This is a genomic window from Frigoribacterium sp. NBH87 (assembly GCF_014217665.1).
GTDB classification, from domain to species: Bacteria; Actinomycetota; Actinomycetes; order Actinomycetales; family Microbacteriaceae; genus Frigoribacterium; species Frigoribacterium endophyticum.
Genome location: NZ_CP043650.1, coordinates 1,076,131 through 1,101,182, shown reverse-complemented (window position 1 = coordinate 1,101,182; position 25,052 = coordinate 1,076,131). Strand labels below are relative to the sequence as shown.

21 protein-coding genes are annotated in these 25,052 nt (G+C 74.4%); 15 read left to right on the top strand and 6 right to left on the bottom strand.

Annotated features, from left to right (window positions below):
- The first annotated feature begins 99 nt into the window (after positions 1–99).
- The 4 genes from F1C15_RS05120 (at position 100) to F1C15_RS05105 (ending at position 3,899) form a co-directional block, all read left to right on the top strand.
- Complete coding sequence (locus F1C15_RS05120; protein ID WP_185233366.1) at positions 100–1,173, top strand: iron ABC transporter permease; 1,074 nt, start codon at positions 100–102, stop codon at positions 1,171–1,173.
- Complete coding sequence (locus F1C15_RS05115) at positions 1,170–2,255, top strand: iron chelate uptake ABC transporter family permease subunit (protein ID WP_185233364.1); 1,086 nt, start codon at positions 1,170–1,172, stop codon at positions 2,253–2,255. Before F1C15_RS05120 ends, F1C15_RS05115 begins: the two co-directional genes overlap by 4 nt.
- Entirely contained in the window at positions 2,252–3,100 is an 849-nt protein-coding gene (locus F1C15_RS05110; RefSeq protein WP_185233362.1) for an ABC transporter ATP-binding protein, read from the top strand. Before F1C15_RS05115 ends, F1C15_RS05110 begins: the two co-directional genes overlap by 4 nt.
- Before the next feature lie 118 nt (positions 3,101–3,218).
- A complete protein-coding gene (locus tag F1C15_RS05105) occupies positions 3,219–3,899 on the top strand; it encodes an SDR family oxidoreductase (protein ID WP_185233360.1) in 681 nt (226 codons plus the stop codon).
- 31 nt (positions 3,900–3,930) lie between these two features.
- On the opposite strand, the gene F1C15_RS05100 is transcribed toward F1C15_RS05105, so the two are convergent.
- The 3 genes from F1C15_RS05100 to F1C15_RS05090 all read right to left on the bottom strand — a co-directional run bounded on the left by F1C15_RS05100 (position 3,931) and on the right by F1C15_RS05090 (position 8,444).
- Positions 3,931–4,425: a MarR family winged helix-turn-helix transcriptional regulator gene (locus F1C15_RS05100; protein ID WP_185233358.1), complete on the bottom strand. Its 495-nt coding sequence runs from the start codon at positions 4,423–4,425 to the stop codon at positions 3,931–3,933.
- 172 nt (positions 4,426–4,597) lie between these two features.
- A complete protein-coding gene (locus F1C15_RS05095) occupies positions 4,598–6,244 on the bottom strand; it encodes a glycosyl hydrolase 53 family protein (protein WP_185233355.1) in 1,647 nt (548 codons plus the stop codon).
- Between the two features lie 148 nt (positions 6,245–6,392).
- A complete protein-coding gene (locus tag F1C15_RS05090) occupies positions 6,393–8,444 on the bottom strand; it encodes a beta-galactosidase (RefSeq protein ID WP_185233353.1) in 2,052 nt (683 codons plus the stop codon).
- 204 nt (positions 8,445–8,648) lie between these two features.
- Between F1C15_RS05090 and F1C15_RS05085 the strand changes: the two genes are divergently transcribed.
- From F1C15_RS05085 to F1C15_RS05035, 11 genes are all read left to right on the top strand, one after another.
- Entirely contained in the window at positions 8,649–9,956 is a 1,308-nt protein-coding gene (locus F1C15_RS05085; RefSeq protein WP_056056617.1) for an ABC transporter substrate-binding protein, read from the top strand.
- Between the two features lie 81 nt (positions 9,957–10,037).
- On the top strand, positions 10,038–10,991 hold the full coding sequence (locus tag F1C15_RS05080) for a carbohydrate ABC transporter permease (protein WP_185233351.1): 954 nt from the start codon (positions 10,038–10,040) through the stop codon (positions 10,989–10,991).
- Positions 10,992–10,993: 2 nt separating this feature from the next.
- The gene (locus tag F1C15_RS05075) at positions 10,994–11,944 is read left to right on the top strand and encodes a carbohydrate ABC transporter permease (protein WP_185233349.1); all 951 of its coding nucleotides are present in this window, start codon (positions 10,994–10,996) and stop codon (positions 11,942–11,944) included.
- A 46-nt stretch (positions 11,945–11,990) separates the two neighbouring features.
- The gene (locus tag F1C15_RS05070) at positions 11,991–13,001 is read left to right on the top strand and encodes a LacI family DNA-binding transcriptional regulator (RefSeq protein WP_185233347.1); all 1,011 of its coding nucleotides are present in this window, start codon (positions 11,991–11,993) and stop codon (positions 12,999–13,001) included.
- 197 nt (positions 13,002–13,198) lie between these two features.
- Positions 13,199–14,851 (top strand): ABC transporter substrate-binding protein, encoded by a 1,653-nt coding sequence (locus F1C15_RS05065; RefSeq protein ID WP_185233345.1) that lies wholly within the window; start codon positions 13,199–13,201, stop codon positions 14,849–14,851.
- A 3-nt stretch (positions 14,852–14,854) separates the two neighbouring features.
- Entirely contained in the window at positions 14,855–15,808 is a 954-nt protein-coding gene (locus F1C15_RS05060; protein WP_056056607.1) for an ABC transporter permease, read from the top strand.
- The gene (locus F1C15_RS05055) at positions 15,808–16,686 is read left to right on the top strand and encodes an ABC transporter permease (RefSeq protein ID WP_185233343.1); all 879 of its coding nucleotides are present in this window, start codon (positions 15,808–15,810) and stop codon (positions 16,684–16,686) included. Before F1C15_RS05060 ends, F1C15_RS05055 begins: the two co-directional genes overlap by 1 nt.
- Positions 16,687–16,690: 4 nt before the next feature.
- Entirely contained in the window at positions 16,691–18,583 is a 1,893-nt protein-coding gene (locus tag F1C15_RS05050; protein WP_255465494.1) for a gamma-glutamyltransferase family protein, read from the top strand.
- Positions 18,567–20,255 (top strand): ABC transporter ATP-binding protein, encoded by a 1,689-nt coding sequence (locus F1C15_RS05045; RefSeq protein ID WP_185233341.1) that lies wholly within the window; start codon positions 18,567–18,569, stop codon positions 20,253–20,255. Before F1C15_RS05050 ends, F1C15_RS05045 begins: the two co-directional genes overlap by 17 nt.
- Positions 20,256–20,285: 30 nt before the next feature.
- Positions 20,286–21,092, top strand: coding sequence for a GntR family transcriptional regulator (locus F1C15_RS05040; protein ID WP_305038472.1), 807 nt, complete (start codon positions 20,286–20,288; stop codon positions 21,090–21,092).
- Positions 21,089–22,015, top strand: a complete 927-nt coding sequence (locus tag F1C15_RS05035; protein ID WP_056056601.1) for an acetamidase/formamidase family protein — start codon at positions 21,089–21,091, stop codon at positions 22,013–22,015. The genes F1C15_RS05040 and F1C15_RS05035 overlap by 4 nt, the downstream gene beginning before the upstream one ends.
- A 21-nt stretch (positions 22,016–22,036) precedes the next feature.
- Here the strand turns inward: F1C15_RS05035 and F1C15_RS05030 are convergent, their stop codons facing one another.
- The 3 genes from F1C15_RS05030 to F1C15_RS05020 are packed head-to-tail and all read right to left on the bottom strand — an operon-like array spanning position 22,037 to position 25,006.
- Positions 22,037–22,897, bottom strand: a complete 861-nt coding sequence (locus F1C15_RS05030; RefSeq protein WP_056056599.1) for an ABC transporter permease — start codon at positions 22,895–22,897, stop codon at positions 22,037–22,039.
- Positions 22,884–23,870: an ABC transporter ATP-binding protein gene (locus tag F1C15_RS05025; protein ID WP_185233339.1), complete on the bottom strand. Its 987-nt coding sequence runs from the start codon at positions 23,868–23,870 to the stop codon at positions 22,884–22,886. Before F1C15_RS05025 ends, F1C15_RS05030 begins: the two co-directional genes overlap by 14 nt.
- A gap of 11 nt (positions 23,871–23,881) precedes the next feature.
- Positions 23,882–25,006, bottom strand: a complete 1,125-nt coding sequence (locus F1C15_RS05020; RefSeq protein WP_185233337.1) for a DUF2092 domain-containing protein — start codon at positions 25,004–25,006, stop codon at positions 23,882–23,884.
- Positions 25,007–25,052 lie beyond the last annotated feature (46 nt).

Sequence of the window (25,052 nt, the reverse complement as noted above, 5' to 3'; positions counted from 1 at the left end):
GCGGTGCAGGGTGCGGGGGAGTCGCTCCGGCGGGCCCGCTGCGGTGGGGGCGCGACGCTCGGGGTCGAACTCAGGGAAGGCTAGCCTAAGCTCCTCAGCATGGCCATCAGCACCCGGCCCGGCGACGTCCGGGCGACCCGGGTGGTGCGCCGCACCCGCACGCGGCTCGCCTGGCTGCTCGCCGGCCTGGGCCTGCTCGTCGTGGCCGTGCTGCTCAGCCTCGCCGTCGGGGCTCGTCCGGTTCCCCTCGACGTCGTCGTGCAGTTGCTCACGGGCTGGAGCCCGACCGGCTCGACCGCCGCCCCCGACGCGGGCGACGCGACCGCCGTCGTCGACCTGCGGCTGCCCCGCACGGTCGCGGCGATCGTCGCGGGCGCCGGGCTCGGGGTCGCCGGCGCCGTCGCGCAGGCGGTGACCCGGAACCCGCTGGTCGACCCGGGCCTCCTCGGGGTCACCTCCGGCAGCGCCTTCGCCGTCGCCCTCGCCGTGGGGTTCGCCGGGGTCACGGCGGCCAGCGGGTGGGTGTGGCCTTCCCTGCTGGGCGCCGCGGTCGCGACCGTCGCCGTCTCGCTGATCGGCGGCGCCGGCCGCTCGGGCGGCAGCCCCGCGCGCCTGACGCTGGCGGGCATCGCCTTCGGCGCCGTGCTGAGCGGCCTGACCTCGGCCATCGTGCTCGCCGACCCCCGGCGCTTCGACGCGGTCCGCGCCTGGGAGGTCGGCAGCCTCGCCGACCGCGGCTGGGCGCCGGTCGTGACCGTGGCGCCGTTCGTCGTCGCGGGCGTCGTCGTCGCCCTCGTCGCCGCGCGGCCCCTCGACGCGGTCGCCCTCGGCGACGACCACGCCTCGTCGGTCGGCGTCTCGGTGCCGCTCGTGCGCGTCGCCGCGCTCGTCGTCGTCACGCTGCTGGCCGGAGGCGCCACCGCCGTGGTCGGCCCGGTCGCCTTCCTGGGCCTCATGGTCGCGCACGCCGCCCGCGGCGTCGTCGGAGCGAGCCAGCCGTGGACGATCGGCCTCAGCGCCGTGCTCGGCCCCGTGCTGCTGCTGCTCGCCGACGTGCTCGGCCGCGTCGCCGCCCCGCCCGGCGAGCTCGCCGCGGGCCTCGTCACCGCCGCCCTCGGGGCGCCGGTGCTCGTGCTCGTGGCCCGTCGCCGCACGGCGGGAGGGGCGCGGTGACCGCGGGCACGGGCACGGACACGGGTGCGGGCACGGGGTCCGGCACGGGGACGCCGACGCGCCGGGCGGCGCCCGCCCGCGCCCCGCGGCCGCGCTCGGCCCTCCGCCGCCGCCGCGTCACGGCGACCGCCGCGATCGCCCTCGTCGCCCTCGTCGTCGGACTCGTCGCGCTCGGCCTCGGCGACTACCCGCTCAGCCCGCTCGAGGTGCTGCGCGCCCTCGGCGGCGCCGACGGCCCCGCCTCGACGATCGTGCTGGGCTGGCGGCTGCCGCGGGTCCTGGCCGCACTCGTCTTCGGGGCCGCGCTGGGCGCCTCCGGAGCGGTCTTCCAGTCGTTGACGCGCAACCCGCTCGGCTCGCCCGACGTCATCGGCTTCTCGACCGGGGCCTACACCGGCGCGATCGTCGTGATCGTCTCGGGCGCGACCTCGACCGTCGGCACCGCCGCCGGGGCGCTCGTCGGCGGGCTCGGCACGGCCCTCGTGGTCTACCTGCTGGCCTGGCGCGGCGGCGTGCAGGGGCTGCGGCTCATCATCGTCGGCATCGGCGTCACCGCCGTGCTGCACTCGGTCAACAGCTGGCTGCTGCTGCGCGCCCAGGCCGAGGTCGCGCTGACGGCGTCGTTCTGGGGCGCCGGCACCCTCGCGCTCGTCAGCTGGTCGGAGCTCGTGCCCGCGGCGGCGCTGCTCGCGCTGCTCGGCGTCGCGGTCGCCGTGCTGTCGCGACCGCTGCGCCAGCTCGAGCTCGGCGACGACGCCGCGCGCTCGCACGGCCTGCGCACCGAGCCGGCCCGCCTCGCGCTCGTCGTCGTCGGGGTCGCGCTGACCGCGGTCGTCACGGCGAGCACGGGGCCGATCGTGTTCGTCGCCCTCGCGGCGCCCCAGCTCGCCCGGCGCGTCGTGCGCTCGGCGGGCGTGCCGCTCGGCGCGGCGGCGCTCGCCGGGGCCCTGCTGCTGCTCGTCGCCGACGTCGTCGCCCAGCACGTCACCACCTCGCCCGTGCCCGTCGGCCTCGTCACCCTCGTGATCGGCGGCGCCTACCTCGTCTCGCTGCTCGTCGGAGAATCCCGGAGGTCGTCGTGACCACGCCCCAGCCGCCCGCCACGCCCCGGCGCAGCGCCTCACCCGGCGAGGCCGGCACGCCTCGCCTGGCCGCCCGCGCCGCGCACCTCGCCTACGACCGGCGCACCGTGTCGCGGTCGATCGACGCGAGCGTCCGCGACGGCTCGTTCACCGTGATCGTCGGGCCGAACGCCTGCGGCAAGTCGACCCTCCTGCGGGCCTTCGCGCGCCTCCTGAAGCCCCGGTCGGGCAGCGTGCTGCTCGACGGCCGCGAGCTGGCCGGCGTGCCCGCGAAGGAGGCGGCGCGCACCGTGGGCCTGCTGCCCCAGTCGTCGACGGCCCCCGAGGGCATCACCGTCGGCGAGCTGGTGGCGCGCGGGCGCTACCCGCACCAGGGCCTCTTCCGCCAGTGGTCGGAGGCCGACCGCGAGGCCGTCGACGGCGCGCTCGCCGAGACCGACCTCGTCGACCTCGTCGACGTGCCGGTCGACGAGCTGTCGGGCGGGCAGCGGCAGCGCGTCTGGGTGGCGACGGCGCTGGCGCAGCAGACCTCGGTGCTGCTGCTCGACGAGCCGACGACGTACCTCGACGTCGCGCACCAGTACGACCTGCTCGACCTGTTCGCTCGGCTGCACGAGCGGGGCACCACCGTGGTGGCGGTGCTGCACGACCTCGCCCAGGCGGCCCGGTACGCGACCGACCTGATCGTGATGCGCGACGGCGAGGTGGTCGCGACGGGCGCCCCGGCCGACGTGCTCACCGCCGAGCTCGTCGAGCGGGTCTTCGACCTGCCGTGCGTCGTCGTGCCCGACCCGGTCACCGGCACGCCGCTCGTCGTCCCGCGCCGCCGGCGCCCCTCGGCCTGAACCGCGTTCCGTGCGATGAACCGCACTCCAGTGCGGTTCATCGCCCGGAACGCGGTTCGTCGGCGGCCCGGAGGCGGGCCCGGAGGCGGGCCCAGCCGCCGCGGGTACGCTCCGCCGCATGACCGAACTGCGTGGTGCCGTCGTCCTGGTGACCGGAGCCTCGGGCGGGCTGGGCTCGCGCCTCGCCGCCCAGCTCACCGAGCGGGGGGCCGTCGTGGTGCGTGCCGGCCGAGCCGGCGGCAGCCTCCAGGGCCCGGGCGCCTACGTCGCCGACCTCCGCGAGCCGACCGGGGCGGCCTCGCTGATCGCCGCGGCCCTCCAGGCCCACGGGCGCCTCGACGGCATCGTCGTCGCGGCCGGGGTCGTCGCCTTCGGCCCGGCCGACGCCGTCGCCGACGACACCCTCGCCGAGCTGGTCGACACGAACCTGCTCGCGCCGATCCGACTGCTGCGCCACGGCGCGGAGGCGCTGGCCGCGTCCGCCGCGGAGGGCCGCGACCCGTTCGTGGTGACGATCAGCGGCGTCGTGGCCGAGTCGCCGACCGCGGGCATGGCCGCGTACTCCGCGGCCAAGGCGGGCCTCGCCGCGTACGTGGGCGCCGCCTCCCGGGAGTTCCGGCGCCGCGGCGTCCGCCTGGTCGACGCGCGGCCGGGCCACACCGGCACCGCCCTCTCCGAGCACCCGATCGCGGGCAGCGCCCCGGCGTTCGGCGCGGCTCTCGACCCCGACGCGGTCGCGGCCCGCATCGTGCAGGCGATCGCCGACGGCGAGAAGGACCTGCCGAGCACGGCGTTCTGAGCGCCGCCCGGCAGGTCGCCGCGAGCGGGGCCTAGCGGGGGAACTCGGCGCCGAGCACCCGGAGGAGGTCGGCGAGCTGCGCCTGCTGGGCGCGGTCGAGCGAGCTGAGCGGCGACTCCTCCGCGGCGAGCAGGTCGAGCATGGCCGCGTCGACGCGCTCGATGCCGGCCGGGGTGATGCAGATGCGGGCGGCGCGGCCGTCGCGCGGGTCGGCCCGGCGCTCGACGAGCCGACGCTCGACCAGGCGGTCGAGGCGGTTCGTCATCGTGCCGCTCGTGACCATGGTCGCGGCGACCAGCTCCTTCGGGCTGAGCTCGAACGGCTCGCCCGCGCGGCGGAGCGTCGAGAGCACGTCGAACTCCCAGATCTCGAGGCCGGAATGGCTGAACGCCTCGGAGCGCACGCGGTCGAGGCGCCGCGACACGCGCCGCAGCCGCGAGAAGACGTCGAGCGCCGCGAAGTCGATGTCGGGGCGCACGCGCGCCCACGCGTCGATGATCAGGTCGACTTCGTCGCTGGTGCTCACGGAGGCGTGTCCAATCCGGTCGGGGGTCCACCCACGATCATGCCCCCAGGAGGTGCGGGTCGCCTCCACGACGCCCCCGGCGGGGCCGAGCGCGCGCTCCCGGGACAGGCAGGAGGCGCGGTGCCGACCGACCGGCACCGCGCCTCCCCGGGGCTGCGCCCGGCCCTGTGGCCTAGTCGGCCGCGTACTCGTCGAGCGCGGGCAGCGGGCGGCCGTCGTGGTCCCACATGGCCTGGTTCTCCCACGCGTTGCCGGAGGTCGGGTCGTCAGGGTCCCAGCCGGCGCCGTCGACGGCCGTCCAGGTGGGCTCCCACGCGACGACGCCGATGCCGCGGCCGCCCGGGGCGGCGGCCACGACGTCCTGCACGGCGCGGAAGTTCGCCGCCTGGCCCTCGGGGGTCGCCGGGTAGCCGGGGGTCAGCATCGAGGCCTGCGCGACGACGTTCTCCCACACGTGGTCGGGGTCGTCGGCGAGGGTCCACGGGTAGGAGGTCTCGACGATCAGCACGTCGCGGTCGTAGCGCTCCGACAGGGTGCTGACGGCGCCCTGCAGGTCGGCGAGGCTGCCGTGCCAGTACGAGTAGTACGAGAGGCCGATCAGGTCGAACGGCACCCCGCGCGCGCTGACCTCGTCGAACCACCAGGTGAGGCCGTCGACGCCGGCGTTGATGTTGGTCAGGTGCAGCACGACCTTCGTCTCGGGCGACACCTCGCGGACGGCCGTGGCCCCCGCGGTGAGGAAGCTCGCGAGGTTCTCCCACTGGGCGCCCGTCACGCCGTCGGTCGGGTCGACGTCCCAGGTCTGGCCGAGCGGCCAGACCATGCCGGGGTTGATCTCGTTGCCGACCTGGACGGCGTCGGCGGTGATGCCCTCGGCGGCCAGCGCGTCGAGCACCGCCCGGGTGTGGTCGTGGATCGCCTGGGCGACCTGCGGGGCCGTGAAGCCCTGCCACGCCCTCGGCATCGTCTGCGCGCCCGGGTCCGTCCAGCGGTCGGAGTAGTGGAAGTCGACGAGCAGCTGCATGCCGGCCGCGTCGATCCGCTTCGCGCTCGCCACGACGTCGTCGAGGTCGTTGTAGCCGTCGCTCGGGTCGACCCAGACCTTGAGGCGGCCCATCGTCGCGCCGTGGTCGGCGAGCTGCTGGATCGCGTCGGCCGGCTGACCGGCCGCGTCGAGGTACACCGCCCCCTCGTCCTCGTTGCGCAGCAGGCCCGACACGTCGGCCCCGCGCACGTCGCGGGTGACGCGGCCGGGCGTGAACTGCACGTCGTCGATGCTCGCCCAGGCGCCCGCGGCGCCCGTCGTGCGGAAGGTCAGCGTGCACTGGCTGTGCGAGACCTCGGCCGAGACCGCGAGGCGCACCCAGCCGTCGTCCGCCTCGGTCGAGGGCACCGCGGTCGACGCCGCGACGGCCCGGCTCGACCCCTGCCCGCAGCCGGCGAGCTCGAGCGCGCTCGCGTCGAGCCCGCCGCCGCTCTTCACCCAGGCGCTGAACGTCCACCAGCCCGGCGTGACCTTCTTGACCTTCTGCGTGGTGACCGCCTCGCCGGCGGCGGGCAGCCAGTGCGTCAGGCGCGTGGGGGAGTCGTGCCCGCCCGCCTCGAGCGACGTCGTGCCCGAGCCCTTGCTGACCCAGCCGGAGGCGCCCTGCTCGAAGCCGGGATCGCTCACGACCGCCGTCGGCGACGCGGCCAGGGCCCCGCTCGTCGGCAGGAGGCCGCCGCCGAGGGCGACGACCGCGACGGCGACGCCGCCGGTGAGGGCGAGCCGCGCCCTCCGTCGGCCGCCGGGGGCGGGGTGGGGTGCGGGTCGAGCCATGGTCGTCCTCCTTGACGATCTGCGGGCGATGCGGTGGCGGTGCGGCGGTGCTGGCGGTGCTGCGGTGCTCGTGGTGCGGTGCGGCAGTGCTGGTGGTGCGGTCAGGGGGCCCGGGCCGCGCCCCGTGGGCGGCGACCCGGGCCGGGCGTCAGCGGCGGTCGCTGCGGACCACGGCGACGCCGCCGGCGGCGATCGTCACCGTGCCGTCGACGGCCTCGCCGGTGAGCAGCTCGGTGCCGGTCGGGGCGACGACGGCGACCTCGGCGTCGGTGTGGTTCAGCCAGAAGGTGAACAGCGCGTCGTCCGAGCGGCGCTCGACGACCTCGACGCCCGCGACGCGGCCCTCGCGCTCGGCGACGCCGGCGTCGGCCAGCACCTGCTGCACGAGACGCTCGAGGTCGCCGCCCTCGACGCGGGTCGAGACGTACCAGGCCGAGCCCTCGCCGAGGGCGTTGCGGGTCACGGCGGCGCCGCCGGCCGCGGGGCCGGTCGTGTAGCTCGCGACGGCGGTCGCGCCCTCGAGCACGACGTCGTCCGACCAGCCGGCGCCCGTCGAGCCGTCGTCGAGCGAGACGAGCTCGTCGGCGTGCAGGGGCAGGAACTCGGGCACCGAGAGGCCGAGCACCTCACGGAGCGCGCCGGGGGCGCCGCCCTCGTGCACCGCGTCGTTCTCGTCGACCACGCCGGAGAAGTACGACGCCAGGAAGGTGCCGCCGTCGCGGACGAAGCCGGTCAGGTTCTCCGTCGAGCGGTCGTCGACCAGGTAGAGCGACGGGGCGAGCACGAGGTCGTAGCCCGACAGGTCGTCGTGCGGGTGGCGGAAGTCGACGGTGACGCCGAGCTGCCAGAGCGCCGTGTAGTACGCGACGACGCGCTCGCGGTGGTCGAGCTCGACGGAGGGGCGCCACTCGAGGTCGTGGGCCCAGAACGACTCGATGTCCCAGAGGATCGCGACCCGCGCCTCCACCCGGCTGTCGCGGACGCTCGCCAGCTTGCCGAGGTCGCCGCCGAGGCGGACGACCTCCTGCCAGACGCGGCTCGAGGCGCCCGCGTGGGGGAGCATCGCCGAGTGGAACTTCTCCGCGCCGTAGCGGGAGGCGCGGAACTGGAAGAACATCACCGCGTCGGCCCCGCGGCCCAGGTGCGACAGGCTGTTGCGGGCCAGCTCGCCCGGGCGCTTGGCGATGTTCCGGGGCTGCCAGTTCACGGCGGAGGTGGAGTGCTCCATGAGCATCCACGGCCGGCCCTGCGCGAAGCTGCGGGTGAGGTCGGCGTCGAGCGCGAGCAGCACGTGGTTGTCGGGGCGCTCGGCGACGAGGTAGTGGTCGTTCGCCACGACGTCGACCTCGCGGGCCCAGGCCCAGTAGTCGATCGACGGGCAGTTGCTCGACATGAAGTTGGTCGTGACGGGGCGGCCCGGCGAGTGCGCCTTGATCACGTCGCGCTCGGCGACGTAGAGCGAGAGCAAGGCGTCGGAGGTGAAGCGGGCGAAGTCGAGGCGCTGCGTCTGGTTGACGACGGTGGCCGAGACGCGCGGGGCGTCGATGTGCTCCCACTCGCCGTAGACCTGGCCCCAGAAGAGCGTGCCCCAGGCCGCGTTGAGGGCGTCGAGGGTGCCGTAGCGCGCCTGCAGCCACCGACGGAAGGCGACGACCGAGTGCGGGCCGTAGTCCTCGCTGATCGGGGCGCCGTACTCGTTGTGGACGTGCCACATGACGACGGCCGGGTGCTGGCCGTAGCGCTTCGCGAGCTGCTCGGTGATCGCCGTGGCCGCGCGGCGGTACTCGGGCGAGCTCGGGCTGACCATGCCGCGCGAGCCGCGGCCGAGGACGGTGCCCTCGCGGGTGACGGGGTGCGACTCGGGGTAGGCGGCCCAGAACCAGGCCGGCGGCACCGTCGTGGGCGTGGCGAGGTCGACGTCGATGCCGGCCTCGTGCAGCAGGCCGATGATGTCGTCGAGGAAGGTGAAGTCGTACTCGCCCTCGCGGGGCTCGAGCAGCGCCCACGAGAAGATGCCGACGCTGACCAGGTTGACGCCCGACTGCTCCATGAGGGCGATGTCCTCGAGCCAGGTCTCGCGGGGCCACTGCTCCGGGTTGTAGTCGCCGCCGTAGCGGATCTCCGCACGGCCGGGGACGCGCGAGGCGCCGGTCTGCTCACCGGGCTGCGCGGCGGGCGGGGTCTCGAGCTCGAGTGACATGCGGTGATCTCCTTTGACTGTGTGCGCTCCCAGTTCTAGCACACGGTCACCCCGCCGAAATAGTGCGTCACGCGCATCTGACGCACAGTTGACAAGCCATTTCGGCTGTGCATAACTGTAACCGCTCACAGGCACAGCGACGTGGTTCTCCGAAGCACGGCTGCGCCGCCCCACCCCAGCTCTTGCTTTCCTCAAGGAGGACGAATGCGCAGCTCATCCCGCCGTCTCGGCGTCGCCACCCTCGCCACGGCCGCACTTCTGCTCACCGCCGGCTGCTCCGCCTCCGGCGGGGACTCCGCCGACGGCGGCCCCGTCGAGCTCACCTACTGGGCCTGGGCCCCGAACCTCGACAAGGTCGTTGACATCTGGAACGACCAGAACCCCGACATCCAGGTCACGGTCAACAAGCAGGACGGCGGCGACCCCGCCATCACCAAGCTGCTCACGGCCATCAAGGCCGGCAGCGGCGCGCCCGACCTCATCCAGGCCGAGTACCAGAAGATCCCGACGCTCGTCGCCTCCGACGCGCTCGCCGACATCAGCGAGCAGGGCGCCGGCGACCTCGAGGGCGACTTCTCGGCCGGCACCTGGTCGTCGGTCACCCTCGGCGGCGACGGCGTCTACGCCATCCCGCAGGACTCCGGTCCGATGATGGCGTACTACCGCGAGGACGTCCTCGCGCAGTACGGCCTCTCCGTGCCGACCACGTGGGACGAGTACGCGCAGGTCGCCGAGGCGCTGCACGCGGCCGACCCGACCAAGTACCTCGGCACCTTCTCGGCGAACGACGCCGGCTGGTTCGCCGGCCTCGCCCAGCAGGCGGGCGCCTCCTGGTGGTCCAACGACGGCGAGAGCTGGAGCGTCGACATCGCGGAGGACCCGACCGAGAAGGTCGCGTCGTACTGGGGCGGCCTCGTCGAGAGCGGCGCGATCGACAACGCACCGATGTACACGCCCGAGTGGAACGCCGGCCTGAACGACGGCTCGCAGGTCGGCTGGATCAGCTCGGTCTGGGCCCCCGGCGTGCTGAGCGGCAACGCGCCCGACACGGCCGGCAAGTGGACGGCCGCGCCCGTGCCGCAGTGGGACGCCTCGGAGCCGACCGACGGCAACTGGGGCGGCTCGACCACGGCCGTCACGACCCAGTCGACCAAGAAGGAGGCGGCGGTCGAGTTCGCGACGTGGCTGAACACCGACCCCGAGGCCGTCGCCGCGCTCGCCGACATCTCCGGCGTCTACCCGGCCGCCACCGACGCGGCGTCCGACGCGCTGACGACCCCGCCGGAGTTCTTCAGCCAGCAGGCCGACTTCTACGACATCGCCGCGGCGTCCTCCGACGCCGTGCAGCCCTTCACCTACGGGCCGAACGTCAACGTCGCCTTCAGCGCCTACAACGACGAGTTCGCGAAGGCCGCCGACGCCCGGACGCAGTCCGCGTTCGAGGACGCCGTCGACGCCATGCAGGAGATCACGCTCGACGACCTGACCAAGAGCGGTTTCTCGGTCAAGTAGCCGTCCACCCGGGAGGGGCGGCCCCGGCCGCCCCTCCCGCCCCGCACCCGCACCGCCCCCCCACGAGGAACCAGGACCGGCATGGCCGACACGCTCACCCCCACCCGACCGGCGACCGGTCGACGACCCGGCAACGTCCGCAGCCGGGTGATCACGCCCTACGCGATGCTCGCCCCCGGCATCGTGCTGTTCGTCCTCTTCATGGCCGCGCCGATCGTCTACACGGTCTTCCTCAGCTTCCAGAAGAAGCAGGTGATCGGGCTCGGCCTCGGCTCGGGCGGCCAGACCACGGCCTTCGCCGGCCTCGAGAACTACGTCGGCACGCTGACCGACCCCGAGTTCGGCGCCAGCGTCGGGCGCGTGCTGCTCTATGGCGTCGTGCTCATCCCGTGCATGCTCGGCCTCGCGCTGCTCTTCGCCCTGCTGCTCGACTCCCGTCGCACCCGCGCGGTGACCTTCTCGCGCGTCTCGATCTTCCTGCCCTACGCCGTGCCCGCCGTGATCAGCTCGCTGCTGTGGGGGTTCCTGTACCTGCCCGCGGTGAGCCCGTTCTACTGGGTGTTCGACCGCCTCGGCTGGGACGTCGACAGCGTGCTCGGCTCCGGCACCGTCCTGTTCGCGATCGCCAACATCGCCCTCTGGGGCGGCGTCGGCTTCAACATGATCGTCATCTACACGTCGCTCCGGGCCGTGCCGAGCGACGTCTACGAGGCCGCCCGCCTCGACGGCGCGAGCGAGGTCCAGATCGCCCTGCGCATCAAGATCCCGATGGTCGCCCCGGCGCTCGTCATGACGGGCCTGTTCTCGATGGTCGCGACGCTGCAGGTCTTCGCCGAGCCGACCACCCTCCGCCCGCTGACGAACAGCCTCTCGACCAGCTGGTCGCCGCTGATGCTCGTCTACCGCGACGCGTTCACCCGCGACGACATCTACTCCGCGGCGGCGACCTCGGTCGTCATCGCCCTCGCCACCTTCATCGTCTCCTTCTTCTTCCTCCGGGTCGTGCAGAAGCGAGCCTTCGGCCAGGAGGACTGACCATGACCACCCTCGACACCGCCCCCGAGGCCGCGGCCTCCCCGGCCGACCCGACCCGCGCCTCCGGCGCCCGCCCCGTCGCCCCCGCGCGGCCGCGCCGCGACCCCTCCGCCCCGCGCCTGCACGCCGAGCGGCCGAGCGTCGTCTCGACCGTGCTGCTGCTGATGGGCGCCGTCTACTGCCTCTTCCCCGTGCTGTGGGTCGTGATGGCCTCGACCAAGGACGGCGGCGAGCTGTTCTCGACCTTCACCCTGGCCCCGAGCGGCCACCTGATCGACAACGTCGTCGCGCTGACGCAGTACCGCGACGGGCTGTTCTGGCGCTGGATGCTCAACACCGCGCTCTACGCGGGCATCGGGGCGATCGCCTCGACCTACGTGTCGGCGCTCTCGGGCTACGTGCTGGCGAAGTTCGAGTTCCCGGGCAAGAAGGTCGTCTTCAACGTGCTGCTCATGGGCGTTCTGGTGCCCGGCGTGATCCTGGCCATCCCGCAGTACTTCCTGCTCGCGAACGTCGGCCTGACCAACACGTTCTGGGGCGTGCTGCTGCCCCAGATCATCAGCCCCTACGGCATCTACCTGGCCCGCATCTACGCCGCGGCGGCCGTGCCGACCGACGTCATCGAGGCGGCCCGCACCGAGGGCGCCACCGAGATGGGCATCTTCTCGGAGATCGCCGTGCCGATGTTGCTGCCCGGGCTCGTCACGATCTTCCTGTTCCAGTTCGTCGCCATCTGGAACAACTTCATGCTGCCGTACATCATGCTCGGCGACGACTCGCTCTTCCCCCTCACGGTCGGCCTCAACGGCCTGCTCAACCAGGGGGCCTCGGCACCGGCGCTGTACACGCTCGTCATCACCGGCGCGCTGCTCTCGGTCATCCCGCTGATCGCGATCTTCCTGGTGCTGCAGCGCTTCTGGCGCGTGGACCTCGCCGCCGGCGCGGTCAAGTAGGCGGCGGGGCGTGGCGGGCGGGGCGGTCGCCCCTAGGCTGTCCCGCGTGAGCAGCGCGACGGGCCGGCGACCGACGATCGACGACGTCGCGACCGCGGCCGGCGTCTCGCGCGGCACCGTCTCGCGGGTGCTCAACGGCGGCCGCTGGGTCAGCCCCGACGCCAAGGGGGCGGTCGACCGGGCCATCAAGCAGACCGGCTACCGCGTCAACCCCCACGCCCGCAGCCTCGCGACGAACCGCACCGACTCGGTCGCCTTCCTCCTCACCGAGGACCACCAGCAGCTCTTCGAGGACCCGAACTTCTCCGCGCTGCTCAAGGGCACCGCGGCGGCCCTCGCCGCGGCCGAGAAGTCGCTCGTGCTGATCATGGCCGGCACGGTCGCCGAGCAGGAGCGCGCGGTGGCGTACATCCAGGCGGGGCACGTCGACGGCGTGCTGCTCGTCTCGGCCCACAGCGGCCAGCGCCTGCTCGCCGACGTCGTCGCGGCGGGCGTGCCCGCGATCGCCTGCGGCATCCCGCTCGGCTACGAGAAGAAGCTCGGGCACGTCGGGGCCGACGACGAGCAGGGCGCCCGCGACATGGTCGCCTACCTGCGCTCGAGGGGGCGGCGCCGCGTCGCGACGATCACGGGGCCGGCCGACACCCCGGGCGGGCTGATCCGCCTCGACGGCTACCGGGCCGAGCTCGGCGACGAGTACGACCCGACCCTCGTCGCGCACGGCGACTACAGCCGGGCCAGCGGCGACGCCGCGATGCGCGAGCTGCTCGCGGTGCACCCCGACCTCGACGCCGTCTTCGCGGCGAACGACCGGATGGCCGCGGGCGCCCTCGACGCCCTGCGCGACCTCGGGCGGCGCGTGCCCGACGACGTCGCCGTCGGCGGCTTCGACGACTCGAGCGTGGCGGCGCAGACCGAGCCGCCGCTGACGACGATGCGGCAGCCGTTCGACCGGATCAGCGCCGAGATGGTGCGGCTGCTGCTCCAGGTCATCGCGGGCGAGAAGCCGGCGACGATCACCCTGCCGACCGAGATGGTCGTGCGCGGGACGGCCTGACCCGCCCGATCCGCCCGCCCCGCCCCGACCCGACCCGCGCCTGGCCGGCCTGGCCCGCCCGGGGCGACCCGCGCCTCCCGCCCCCCTCGTCCGGGGCACGTTTTACATGGTCGTAACGCGTTGTATACGAAACCGAGCCTGTGCGGCTGATTGCATTCAATCCACTCCCTCCCGCACCCTCGAGCATCGGATCACACATGCCTCGCACCTCGTTCCCCCGGCGACGCGCGCTCGCGCTGCCGGCCGCCGCCCTCGGTCTCGCCCTCGCGGTGACCGGGTGCCAGCAGGTCCAGACCACCGACACCCCGTCCGCCGGCAGCCGTGAGGACGTGTCGACCGCGCCCCTCGGCGACTCGACGATCGTCGAGGGCGGCGACCTCGTCATGGCGCTGTCGGCCGAGCCCGACCGGCTCGACCCCACCACATCCTCGTCGCTCTACACGCGCTACGTGATGGAGACGATGTGCCAGAAGCTCTACGACATCGACGCGGAGGGGCAGATCGTCCCGATGCTCGCGACCGAGCTGCCCGAGGTCAGCGACGACGGCCTGACGGTGACCTTCCCGGTGCGCACCGACGCCGTCTTCGCCGACGGCACGCCCCTCGACGCGGCCGCCGTCGTCACGACCCTGCAGCGCGGCCTCGACAAGGACGACTCGTCGCGGCGCAGCGAGCTCGGCCCGATCACGGGCATCAGCGCGGTCGACGACTCGACCGTCGAGGTCACCTACTCCGAGCCCTTCGCCCCGCTGACGGCCGCCCTCGCCGACCGTGCCGGCATGGTCATGTCGCCCACCGCGCTGGCCTCCGCCGGCGAGGCCTTCGGCGACGCGCCCGTCTGCGTCGGCCCGTACAAGTTCGTCGAGCGCGTGCCGCAGACCTCGATCACCGTCGAGCGCGACCCGCTCTACTACGACGCCGAGTCGGCCCACTTCGACACCATCACCTACCGCATCATCACCGACGCCAGCATCCGCGCCGCGAACCTGCAGTCGGGCGACGTCCAGGTCGCCGACTCGATGTCGACGCAGGACGTCGGCACGCTCAAGGAGGACGACTCGCTGACGGTGCTCGAGGTCGGCTCGCTCGGCTACCAGGGCCTCACCGTCAACATCGGCAACCAGGACGGCATCGGCACCGAGCCCGTGCAGATCGACACCCCGCTCGCGAGCAACGCCGTCGTGCGCCAGGCGCTCTCGATGTCGATCGACCGCGAAGCGCTCGTGAAGACCGTCTTCGGCGGCCTCTACGACCCGGCCTGCTCGCCGATCTCGCCGAGCAGCCCCTTCGCCACCGAGGCGAGCGACGCGTGCCCCGACTACGACCCCGAGGCCGCGAAGCAGATGCTCGAGGACGAGGGCGTCGACACGCCCCTCGCCATCGACATGCAGGTGAGCAACAACCCCGACACCGTCCGCTTCGCCCAGGCGCTGCAGGCCCAGGTCGCCGACGGCGGCTTCGAGCTGACCATCACGCCCGTCGAGTACTCGACGCTGCTCGACGTGCAGACGCAGGGCGACTTCGAGGCGCTGCAGCTCGGCTGGTCGGGCCGCATCGACCCGAACGGCAACATGTTCAACTTCCTGTCGACGGGCGCCGGCAACAACTACAGCGGCTACAGCGACGACGAGGTGGACGAGCTGCTCGGCGACGCCGCCTCGACGACCGACGTCGACGAGCGCGCCGAGCTCTACGGCCAGGTCGTCGAGAAGGTGCAGGAGGACGACCCGATCATCTACCTGTACCGCGTGCGCAGCCTCACCGCGCTGTCGAACGACATCGCCGGGGTGTCGACCTACGCCGACGGCGTCGTCCGCCTCAGCACCGCCGCGTTCGTCGAGGCCGACTGAGCCATGACGCGCTACCTCCTCACCCGCCTGTGGCAGTCGGCCGTGACGCTCGTGCTCGCCTCGGTCGTCGTCTTCCTCGGCGTGCGGCAGCTGCCGGGCGACCCGGCCCTCGCCCTCGCGGGTGAGGAGGCGAGCCCGGAGCAGGTCGCGGCCATCCGCGCCGACCTCGGGCTCGACGACTCGCTCGTCGTGCAGTACCTGCGCTTCGCCGGCGCCTTCCTCCGCGGCGACCTCGGGCAGTCCACCCGCACGGGCACGCCGGTCACCGAGCTGATCGGGGCGACCCTGCCGGTGACCCTGTGGCTGGCGCTCTACGCCATCGTCGTGGCCGTCGTCGTCGGGGTCGCCCTGGGCGTCGTCGCCGAGCGCTGGCGCGGCCGCTGGCCGGAGTGGATGGCCAACGCCGCCGCCCTCGTCGGGCTCAGCGTGCCGAACTTCTGGCTCGGGATCCTGGCGATCCTGTGGCTGGCCGTCGGGCTGGGGCTCTTCCCCGCCTCCGGCTACGTGCCCGTCAGCGACGACCCGTGGCAGGCGCTCGTGCACCTGACGCTGCCGGCGCTCATCCTCGGCACGTCGCTCGCCGCCGTGATCATGCGGCAGACGCGGGCGTCGATGATCGAGACGATGACGACCGACTACGTCCGCACCGCCCGGGCGAAGGGCCTCGGCCGCGGCCGCGTGCTGCTCCGCTACGGGCTGCGCAACTCGATGATCGTCGTCGTGACGATCGTCGGCCTGCAGCTCGGCGGGCTCATCTCGGGCGCCGTCGTCACCGAGCGCATCTTCGCGCTGCCGGGCTTCGGCAAGCTCACCCTCGACGCGGTCTTCACCCGCGACTACCCGGTGGTGCAGGCCGTCGTGCTCGTCATCACCCTCGGCTACATCCTCATCAACCTCGTGGTGGACGTGCTCTACAGCGTCCTGAACCCGCGCATCCGAGTCGGAGGAGCCTCCTGATGACCGTCCTCGTGCCCACCACCCACGAGCTCGGCTCGGCCCGTGGCCGCGTCTGGGGCCAGCTGCGGCGCAACAAGCTCGGCGTCACCGGGGCCGTGATGCTGCTCGTCGTCGTCGTGGCCGGCGTGCTCGCCCCGGTGATCGCGCCCTACGGCCCCGCCGAGGTGCACTTCGACACGCCCTTCCAGCTGCCCGGCACCGTCGGGTTCCTGCTCGGCACCGACGACCTCGGCCGCGACATCCTCTCGCGCACGGTCTACGGCATCCGCGTCTCGCTCGTCGTCGGCGTGCTCAGCGTGCTGCTCGCGGTCGTCGTCGGCACCCCGCTCGGCCTCGTCGCCGGGTACTGGCGCTGGCTCGACGCGATCGTCTCGCGGCTCACCGACGTCATGCTCGCGTTCCCCTTCCTCATCATCGCGGTGGCGCTCGCCGCCATCAGCGGGCCGAGCCTCGGCAACGCCGTGGTGGCCCTGGGCATCGCGCAGATCCCGACGATGATCCGCGTCGTCCGCGGCGAGACCCTGCGCATCCGCTCGAGCGACTTCGTGCTGAGCGCCCGCACCATGGACGCCACCGGGCTCCGCGTGATCTTCACGCACGTGCTGCCGAACTGCGTCTCGGCGATCATCGTCCAGGCGACCGTGATCATGCCCGTCGCGGTGATCGGGGAGGCGCTGCTGTCGTTCCTGGGGCTCGGCATCCAGCCGCCGACGGCCAGTCTGGGCATCATGCTCTCCGACGCGCAGCAGTACCTCGCGAACGCCCCGTTCGCCGCCGTCGTGCCGGGCCTCGCCATCGCCGTCATCTGCCTCGGCTTCAACCTCGTCGGCGACGCGCTCCGCGACGCCCTCGACCCGACCTCCCGCGAACGGAACTGACCCCGTGACCTACACCGCGCCTCCGGCGTTCACCACCCGGCCCGACCTGCGGGGCACCGTCGGCATGACGGCCTCGACCCACTGGCTCGCGACGGCCTCGGCCCAGTCGGTGCTCGAGCGCGGCGGCAACGCCTTCGACGCCGCCGTCGCCGGCGCCTTCGTGCTGCACGTCGTCGAGCCGCACCTCAACGGCCCCGGCGGCGACATGACGGCGGTCTTCGCGACCGCCGACGAGCCCGGCCGCCCCGTCGTGCTGATGGGCCAGGGGCCCGCGCCCGCGGCCGCGACGGTCGAGCACTACCGCGCCGAGGGCCTCGACCTCGTGCCCGGCTCGGGCGCCCTCGCCGCCGCCGTGCCCGGCGCCGTCGACGCGTGGCTGCTGCTGCTCCGCGACCACGGCACGTGGGAGCTCGCCGACGTGCTCGCCTACGCCATCGGCTACGCCCGCGACGGCCACCCGCTCACCGCCCGCGTCAGCGAGACGATCGCGGCGGTCACCGACCTCTTCACCGAGCACTGGCCCACGTCGGCCGACCGCTGGCTCGTCGACGGCGCCCCGCCCGAGCCGGGCTCGCTGGTGACCAACGAGGCGTACGCCCGGGTGCTCGACGGGCTGGTGAGCGCGGGAGGCGCGGTGCCGGTCGCCGAGGAGGGCTCCGGCCCCGCCGCCGGGGAGGCCGCCCGTCGCGCCCGCGTCGACGCCGCCCGCACCGAGTGGGCCGAGGGCCTCGTGGCGCGCTCGGTCGACGCGTTCGTGCGGGCCGCGCACCGGCACTCGACCGGGGGCGACCACGCGGGCGTGATCCGCGCCTCCGACCTGGCGGCCTTCCGCGCCTCGACGGAGGAGGCGGCGACCGTCGAGTTCCGCGGCCACGTCGTCGCCAAGACCGGCGCGTGGGGCCAGGGCCCGGCGCTGCTGCAGGTGCTCGCCATGCTCGAGCAGCTGCCCGACGAGCTGCTCGACCCGTCGACCGCCGACGGCGCGCACACGATCATCGAGGCCCAGAAGCTCGCGATGGCCGACCGGGAGGCCTGGTACGGCGACCGCGACGTGCCGCTCGACCGGCTGCTGTCGCCCGGGTACGCGGCCGAGCGCCGCGCCCTGATCGGCCCGGCCGCCTCGCTCGAGCTGCGGCCGGGCGACCCCGGAGGGGCAGGAGTCGCGGGTCGGCTGCCGACGCTGCGCACCGACCACGAGACCACGGCCAGCGGCGTCGGCGAGCCCACCGTCGGCTCGTTCGCCGCGGTGCCCGCCGACGACGCCCGCCAGCCGGGCGCCGAGCCCGACGTCGCGCCGACCGGCGAGATGCGCGGCGACACGTGCCACATCGACGTCGTCGACCGCTGGGGCAACATCGTCTCGGCGACGCCGTCGGGGGGCTGGCTGCAGTCGTCGCCGACGATCCCCGAGCTCGGCTTCTGCCTCGGCAGCCGCCTGCAGATGTCGTGGCTGGAGGAGGGCACGGCCTCGACGCTCGAGCCCGGTCGCCGCCCCCGCACCACGCTGACGCCGACGCTCGTGCTGCGTGACGGCCAGCCGGTCGCGGCGCTGGGCTCGCCCGGCGGCGACCAGCAGGACCAGTGGCAGCTGCTCTGGCTGCTGCGCACCCTCGTCGGCGGCTGGACCCCGCAGCAGGCGATCGACGCGCCCGCGTTGCACACCACCGCCTTCCCCGGCTCGTTCTGGCCGCGCACCTGGACTCCCGGCGGCGTCGTCGTCGAGGACCGCCTCGGCGACGACGTCATCGCCGAGCTCGAGCGCCGGGGCCACGTCGTCACCCGCGCCGGCGACTGGTCGCTCGGCCGGCTGTCGAGCGTCACCCGAGACCCCGCGACCGGCGTGCTGGGCGCCGCCGCCAACCCCCGAGGAGCACAGGCCTATGCCGCAGGACGCTGACCGCGTGACCACCCCGACCGGCGCCGCGGGCCCGAGCGCCGCCGCGGGCTCGCCCGCCTCGCCCTTGCTCACCGTGCGCGGGCTGCGGGTCGCGTTCGGCGACCGCGACGTCGTGCACGGCGTCGACCTCGACGTCGCCCGCGGCGAACGGGTCGCCATCGTCGGCCAGTCCGGCTCGGGCAAGTCGACCGTCGTCGCCGCGGTGCTGCAGCTGCTGCCCGGCGCCGGCCACGTCACCGGGGGCAGCGTGCACCTCGGCGGCGACGAGCTGACCGGGGCGGGCGAGGCGCGCATGCGCTCCGTGCGCGGGGCGCGCATCGGCCTCGTCCCGCAGGACCCGTCGACCAACCTCAACCCGTCGATGACCGTCGGCGCGCAGGTCGCCGACGCCCTCCGCGCCGGGGGAGCGCGCGGCCGGGCCACGGTCGCCCGCCGCGTCGTCGAGCTGATGACCGAGGCGGGCATCCCCGACGCCGAGCGCCGGTCGGGGCAGTACCCGCACGAGTTCTCGGGCGGCATGCGCCAGCGCGTGCTGATCGCGGTGGCCCTGGCCCGCGACCCCGAGCTGCTCATCGCCGACGAGCCGACCAGCGCGCTCGACGTCACGGTGCAGCGGCAGATCCTCGACCACCTGCAGACCCTGGTCGACGCCCACGGCACGTCGCTGCTCTTCATCACGCACGACCTCGGCGTCGCGGCCGACCGCACCGACCGCATCGTCGTCATGCTCGACGGCCGCGTCGTCGAGCAGGGCACGCCGCGGCAGATCCTGCTCGACCCGCAGCACGAGTACACGAAGCGCCTGGTGGCGGCCGCCCCGACCGTCGCGGCCGCCGCCGCGCTGCGGGCCGAGGAGCCGGTGGGCCAGGAGGGGCAGGAGGCGCGGGTCGACCCCATCCTCGTGGTCCGTGACCTGGTCAAGGAGTACCGCCTGCGGGGTCGCCGTGGTGAGACCGTCCGCGCCGTCGACGGCATCTCGTTCGAGGTGCCGCGGGGCACCACGACCGCGGTGGTCGGCGAGTCGGGCTCGGGCAAGACGACGCTCTCGCGCATCGTGCTCGGCATCGAGCCGGCGACCTCGGGCACCGCGCTGATCGACGGCGAGGGCATCACCGCCAGCCGGGGAGCCGCGCGGCGGGCCCTGCGACGACGGGTGCAGCCCGTCTTCCAGGACCCGTACGGCTCGCTCGACCCGACCTACAGCGTCGAGCGGCTGGTCGACGAGCCGCTGCGCGTCTTCGGCGTCGGCGACCGCGCCTCGCGTCGGGCGCGGGTGGCCGAGCTGCTCGACCAGGTCGCCCTGCCCCGCTCGGTCGCGCAGAGCAGGCCCGGCGAGCTGTCGGGCGGCCAGCGACAGCGGGTGGCGATCGCCCGGGCGCTCGCGCTCGAGCCCGAGCTGCTCATCTGCGACGAGGCCGTCTCGGCCCTCGACGTGCTCGTGCAGGAGCAGATCCTCGAGCTGCTCGCCGAGCTGCAGGGGCGCCTGGGCCTGAGCTACCTCTTCATCACGCACGACCTCGCGGTGGTGCGGCAGATCGCCCATAGTGTGGTGGTGATGCGGCGCGGCCGCATCGTCGAGCGGGGCAGCGTCGACGACGTCTTCCTCTCGCCGACCGACGAGTACACCCACCACCTCCTAGGAGCGATCCCCGGTGCCAGCCTGGCCGTCTGACCCCATGCCGCACGCCCGAGCGGCGGCGTCGTGCTGAGCATCGTCGACGCCGTGCGCGCCGACATCGTCGCCGGGGCCCTCCAGCCCGGCACGCGCATCACCGAGGCGGCGCTCGCCGAGCGCTACGGGGTGTCGCGCGTGCCGGTGCGCGAGGCCCTGCGCGGCCTCGAGGCGGAGGGGTTCGTCGAGTCACGGCCGAACGTCGGGTCGCGGGTCGCCGAGATCCCCGTCGACGAGGCCGACGACCTCTTCGCGGTGCGGGAGGCCCTCGAGATCTCGACCGCGCGTCGGGCCGCGGCCCGGGCGCGCCAGCTCTTCACGCGCGACGAGCCGGCCGACGACTGGCAGCGCGTGCGCCGCGGCCTCGAGCAGCTGCTCGACGACGGCGACGCCGCGATCGAGGTCGGCGACCTCGACCGGCTCGTCGAGCTCAACGAGCGGTTCCACATCGGGGTGGCCGAGCTGAGCGGCAGCATGACTCTGGCGACCCTGCTGCGTCAGCTCTCGCGCAAGATCGAGTGGCTCTACGCCCTCGACACGTTCTCGCGCGGCAAGCGGCTCTGGCCCGACCACCGGGTCATCCTCTCGGCGATCGACGCCGGCGACGCCGACCGGGCCGCCGAGCTGATGGGCTGGCACGTCCGCGAGTCGCGCATCGGCTACCTCAGCCGGACGGCCCCGGCGGAGGTCGTCGACGAGCTCCGGGCGACGCCGCCCGTCGTCGTCCCGGCGCGTGCGACCGCGGTCGGCGGGGCGACGGCGGTGGCCGCCTCGGCCCGGGCCACGCCCACGCCCGCGCCCGCGCTCGCGCCCGTCCCGGGGGAGGGCGCCGCGTGACCGCCCACCGCCTCGACCCCACGCGCGAGACGACGAACGACGTCTACTCGCGCGACCACCGGCCCGTGCTCACGGTCGACCCCGGCGACACCGTCGTCGTGGGCTCGCTCGACGCCTCGGGCCACCTCGAGCGCCAGACGACGCCGGGCGAGCTCCGCCCGCGCCTGTTCGAGCCCGCCCGCGGCCACGCCCTCACCGGCCCCGTGGCCGTCCGGGGAGCGCGCCCCGGCCAGGTGCTCGCCGTCACCTTCGTCGACCTGCGGCCCGGCGAGTGGGGCTGGACGGTCGCCGGCGGCCGCGAGACCCCCGTGACCACCCGCCTCGGCCTCGCCGACGTCGAGCCCTCCTGGCTGCTGTGGGAGATCGACGCCGACGCCGGCACGGCCACCGAGAGCCGGGGCCTCACCGTCCCCACGGCGCCCTTCCTCGGCGTCACCGGGGTGGCGCCCGCCGAGCCGGGCGAGCACGCCACGACGCCCCCGCGCGCCACGGCCGGCGGCAACATCGACTGCCGCGAGCTCGTCGCGGGCTCCGTCCTCTACCTGCCCGTGCAGGTCGACGACGCCCTGCTCTACCTCGGCGACGGCCACGCGGCGCAGGGCGACGGCGAGGTCGGCGGCACGGCGGTGGAGTGCCCCATGACGACGGAGGTGCGGGTCGACCTGGTCGACGACCGCCCGCTCGACGGCATCCACGCCGAGACCCCGGCCGGGCGCGTCACCTTCGGGTTCGACGCCGACCTCGACGTCGCGACCGGCGACGCGCTCGACGCGATGGTGACCTGGCTCGCCGTGCTGCTCGACGTCGACCGGGCGACGGCCCTGGCCTTCGCCAGCGCCGTCGTCGACCTCCGCGTCACGCAGGTCGCGAACCAGACCTGGGGCGTCCACGCCGTGCTGCCGACCGGGGCCCTCGGCCTCTGAGCGGTGCCCCACCGGCTCAGCTCAGCTGAGCACGTCCTTCGTGGTGAAGCGGCCGAGCGCGAGCGCGCCGAACACGGCGACGTAGCCGGCCTGCAGCAGGGCGTTGTCGGCGAAGTTCCCCCACGAGACGGGGTCGCGCATCAGGTCGGCGAAGCCGAGCCAGTAGTGGGTGAACAGCCACGGGTCGAGGGCGTCGAGCTGCGGCAGGGCGTCGACGATCTGGGCCACGGTCGAGAGCACGATGGTCGCGGCCATGGCGCCCACCGGCACGCTCGTGAGCGTCGACGCGAAGAGGCCGATCGCGCTGAGGCCGAGCAGCGAGATCGTCACGTAGAGCGCCATCAGCAGCAGGCGGCCGACGTAGTCGCCCACGCCGATGGTCTGCCCCGAGAGCAGGGTCACCGGCCCGACGGGGAAGAGCGCGGCGCCGGCGATCGCGCCGAACACCACCACGACGAGGGTGGCGACCAGGCAGAAGAGGGCCGCCCCCGCGTACTTGACGAGCACCAGGCGCACCCGCCCCACGGGCGTCACGAGGAGGTAGCGCAGGGTGCCGAGGCTGGCCTCGCCGGCGACGGTGTCGCCGGCGACCACGCCCACGGTGAGCGGCAGGAAGAGCGGGATCGCCACCGTGAGCGCCGTCAGCGACACGAAGAGTCCGTTCTGCGTGATGTCGCCGAGGAAGGCCGGGCCGTCGCCGCCGCCCTCCGACCCGTCGGTCGTGACGCGCACGGCGACGGCGAGCAGCACGGGGATGAGCGCGAGGGCCGCGAGCAGCGCGATCGTGCGCACGCGCCGGAAGAGCACGGCGACCTCGCTGCCGAGCAGCGCGAGGCCGCTGCCCCGGCGGGCGGGGCGGGCGGGGGCGTCAGCCGGCGACATCGAAGCCCTCCCCGGTCAGGTCGACGAAGCGGTCCTCCAGGCTGGCGCCGGCGACCTCGAAGCCGCGCACGCGCACGTCGGCCGCCACGAGGGCGGCGACGATCGACTCGGGCGAGGGGCCCGGCTGCGGCAGCTCGGCCTCGACGTGCGTCGGCCCGGTGCCCGGCGCCGCGCCGACCGGGTCGGGCGCGAGGCCGAGGCGCGAGAGCACCTCGCGGGCCCGCCCGGGGTCGGGGGTCAGCAACCGCACCCGGTGGGCGCCGAGGGCTCGCAGGTCGTCGAGCGTGCCCTGGGTGAGCAGGCGTCCGGCGCTCATCACGCCGATGTGGGTGCACATCTGCTCGACCTCGGCGAGGAGGTGGCTCGAGACGAACACCGTCGTGCCCTCGTCGGCCAGGGAGCGGATGAGGCCGCGCACCTCGCGCGTGCCCTGCGGGTCGAGTCCGTTGCTCGGCTCGTCGAGCACGAGCAGGTCGCGCGGCATGAGCAGGGCGGCGGCGAGGCCGAGGCGCTGCTTCATGCCGAGCGAGTAGGCGTGGGCCTTCTTGTCGGCGGCGTGGCCGAGGCCGACACGGTCGAGCGCGGCGCCGACGCGGGCCCGGCGGGTCGCCGACGGCGCGCTCCGGTCGCCCGAGTCGAGGCGGGCGAGGTTCGCCCGGCCCGAGAGGAAGGGGTAGAAGGCCGGGCCCTCGACGAGCGCTCCGACGCGGGGCAGGACGTCGCGCGACCGGTCGGGCATCGACTCGCCGAGCACCCGCGCCTGGCCGTCGGTCGCGGAGGTGAGGCCGAGCAGCATGCGGATGGTGGTCGTCTTGCCCGAGCCGTTCGGCCCGAGGAACCCGTAGACGCTGCCGCGCGGCACCGCGAGGTCGACGTCGGCCACGGCGCGCTGCCGACCGAAGGCCTTGCTGAGCCCCCGCGTCTCGATCGCGAGGGCGTCGTCGGCGGGGGCCTCGGCGGCGGCGTCGGTCACCGGGCTGTCGGTCACCGGCCGGCGGCGGCGGTGCGGAGGGCGTCGGCGTCCACGGACCCCACCCACACCCGGCCGTCGTCGGCCAGGAAGACGCTCACCAGCGAGGTCTGCAGCACGCGGCCGCCGTCGACGGCGGTGGTCACCTGGTCGAGCAGCGCGGCGGCGTCGCCGGCGTCTCCCTCGGCCTGGTCAGCGGGCTGGCCGCCCACGGCTGCGTCCGTCGACGTCGAGGCCGGCAGGCCGACGACGGTGCTCCAGCCCGACCCCACGACGGTCGGGCGCTCGCCCTGGGCGTCGGAGCCGTGGCCGTCGTGGCCGGTGCCCTCGGCGGGCGGCGTCACCTCGGTGACGTCGGCCCCGGCGGGCGCCGTGAAGTCGAACACGTCGGAGTCGGGGGTCGAGAAGTCCACGTCGGTGAAGCCCACCGAGAAGGCCGGGTCGGCCTGGTCCTTCGCGGCCACGACGACCTTGAGGGGCACGCCGGTCTCGGCGTCGACGGTGAGCGTGGCGCTGCCGACGAGCGTCGAGGCGTCGTCGGGCGTGAGGACGATCTGGTACGCGTCACGGCCGGCGACGGAGACGTCGTCGCTCGTGGTCACGGTCGTGCTGGGCTCGACGGCGGCCACGAGGGCGTCGGCCAGCTCGGCGGGCGTCTGCGGCACCGCGGTGCCGTCGGGCAGCGTGCTCGGCAGCTCGCGGGCCTCGTGCTCCGGCAGGGTGGCGTGCGTCGCCTCCTTGGTGCTGCTGTCCCAGGCCCAGACGCTGTCGCCGTCGCGCACGACGTCGCGCTCGGCGAGGTCCTCCACGACCTGGACGCGCTGCTTCGACGCGCCGTCGACGAAGACCTGGGCGGTGTGGCTGCCGGTCAGCAGCTCGAGGGCCTGCGAGACGGAGTCGCCCGAGCCCCCGCGCGAGGCCGAGCCCGGCAGTTCGGGCAGGCCCAGGTCGCTGGTCTGCTCGACGGTGCCGGAGAACGCGGCGTCGGAGCTGCCCGCGATCATCTGGAGGATCTGCGACGCCGACTTGTCGGGCAGCGAGACCTCCGCGTTCGCCGAGACGGCGGGCACGACGACCCCGGCGGCGACGACCGCGACCGGGACGGCCGCGGCGGTGATCCAGCGGGCGGACTTCTTCATGGTGACGACACCTCTCGGGTCGACCCGGACGGGTCGGCGACTGGGC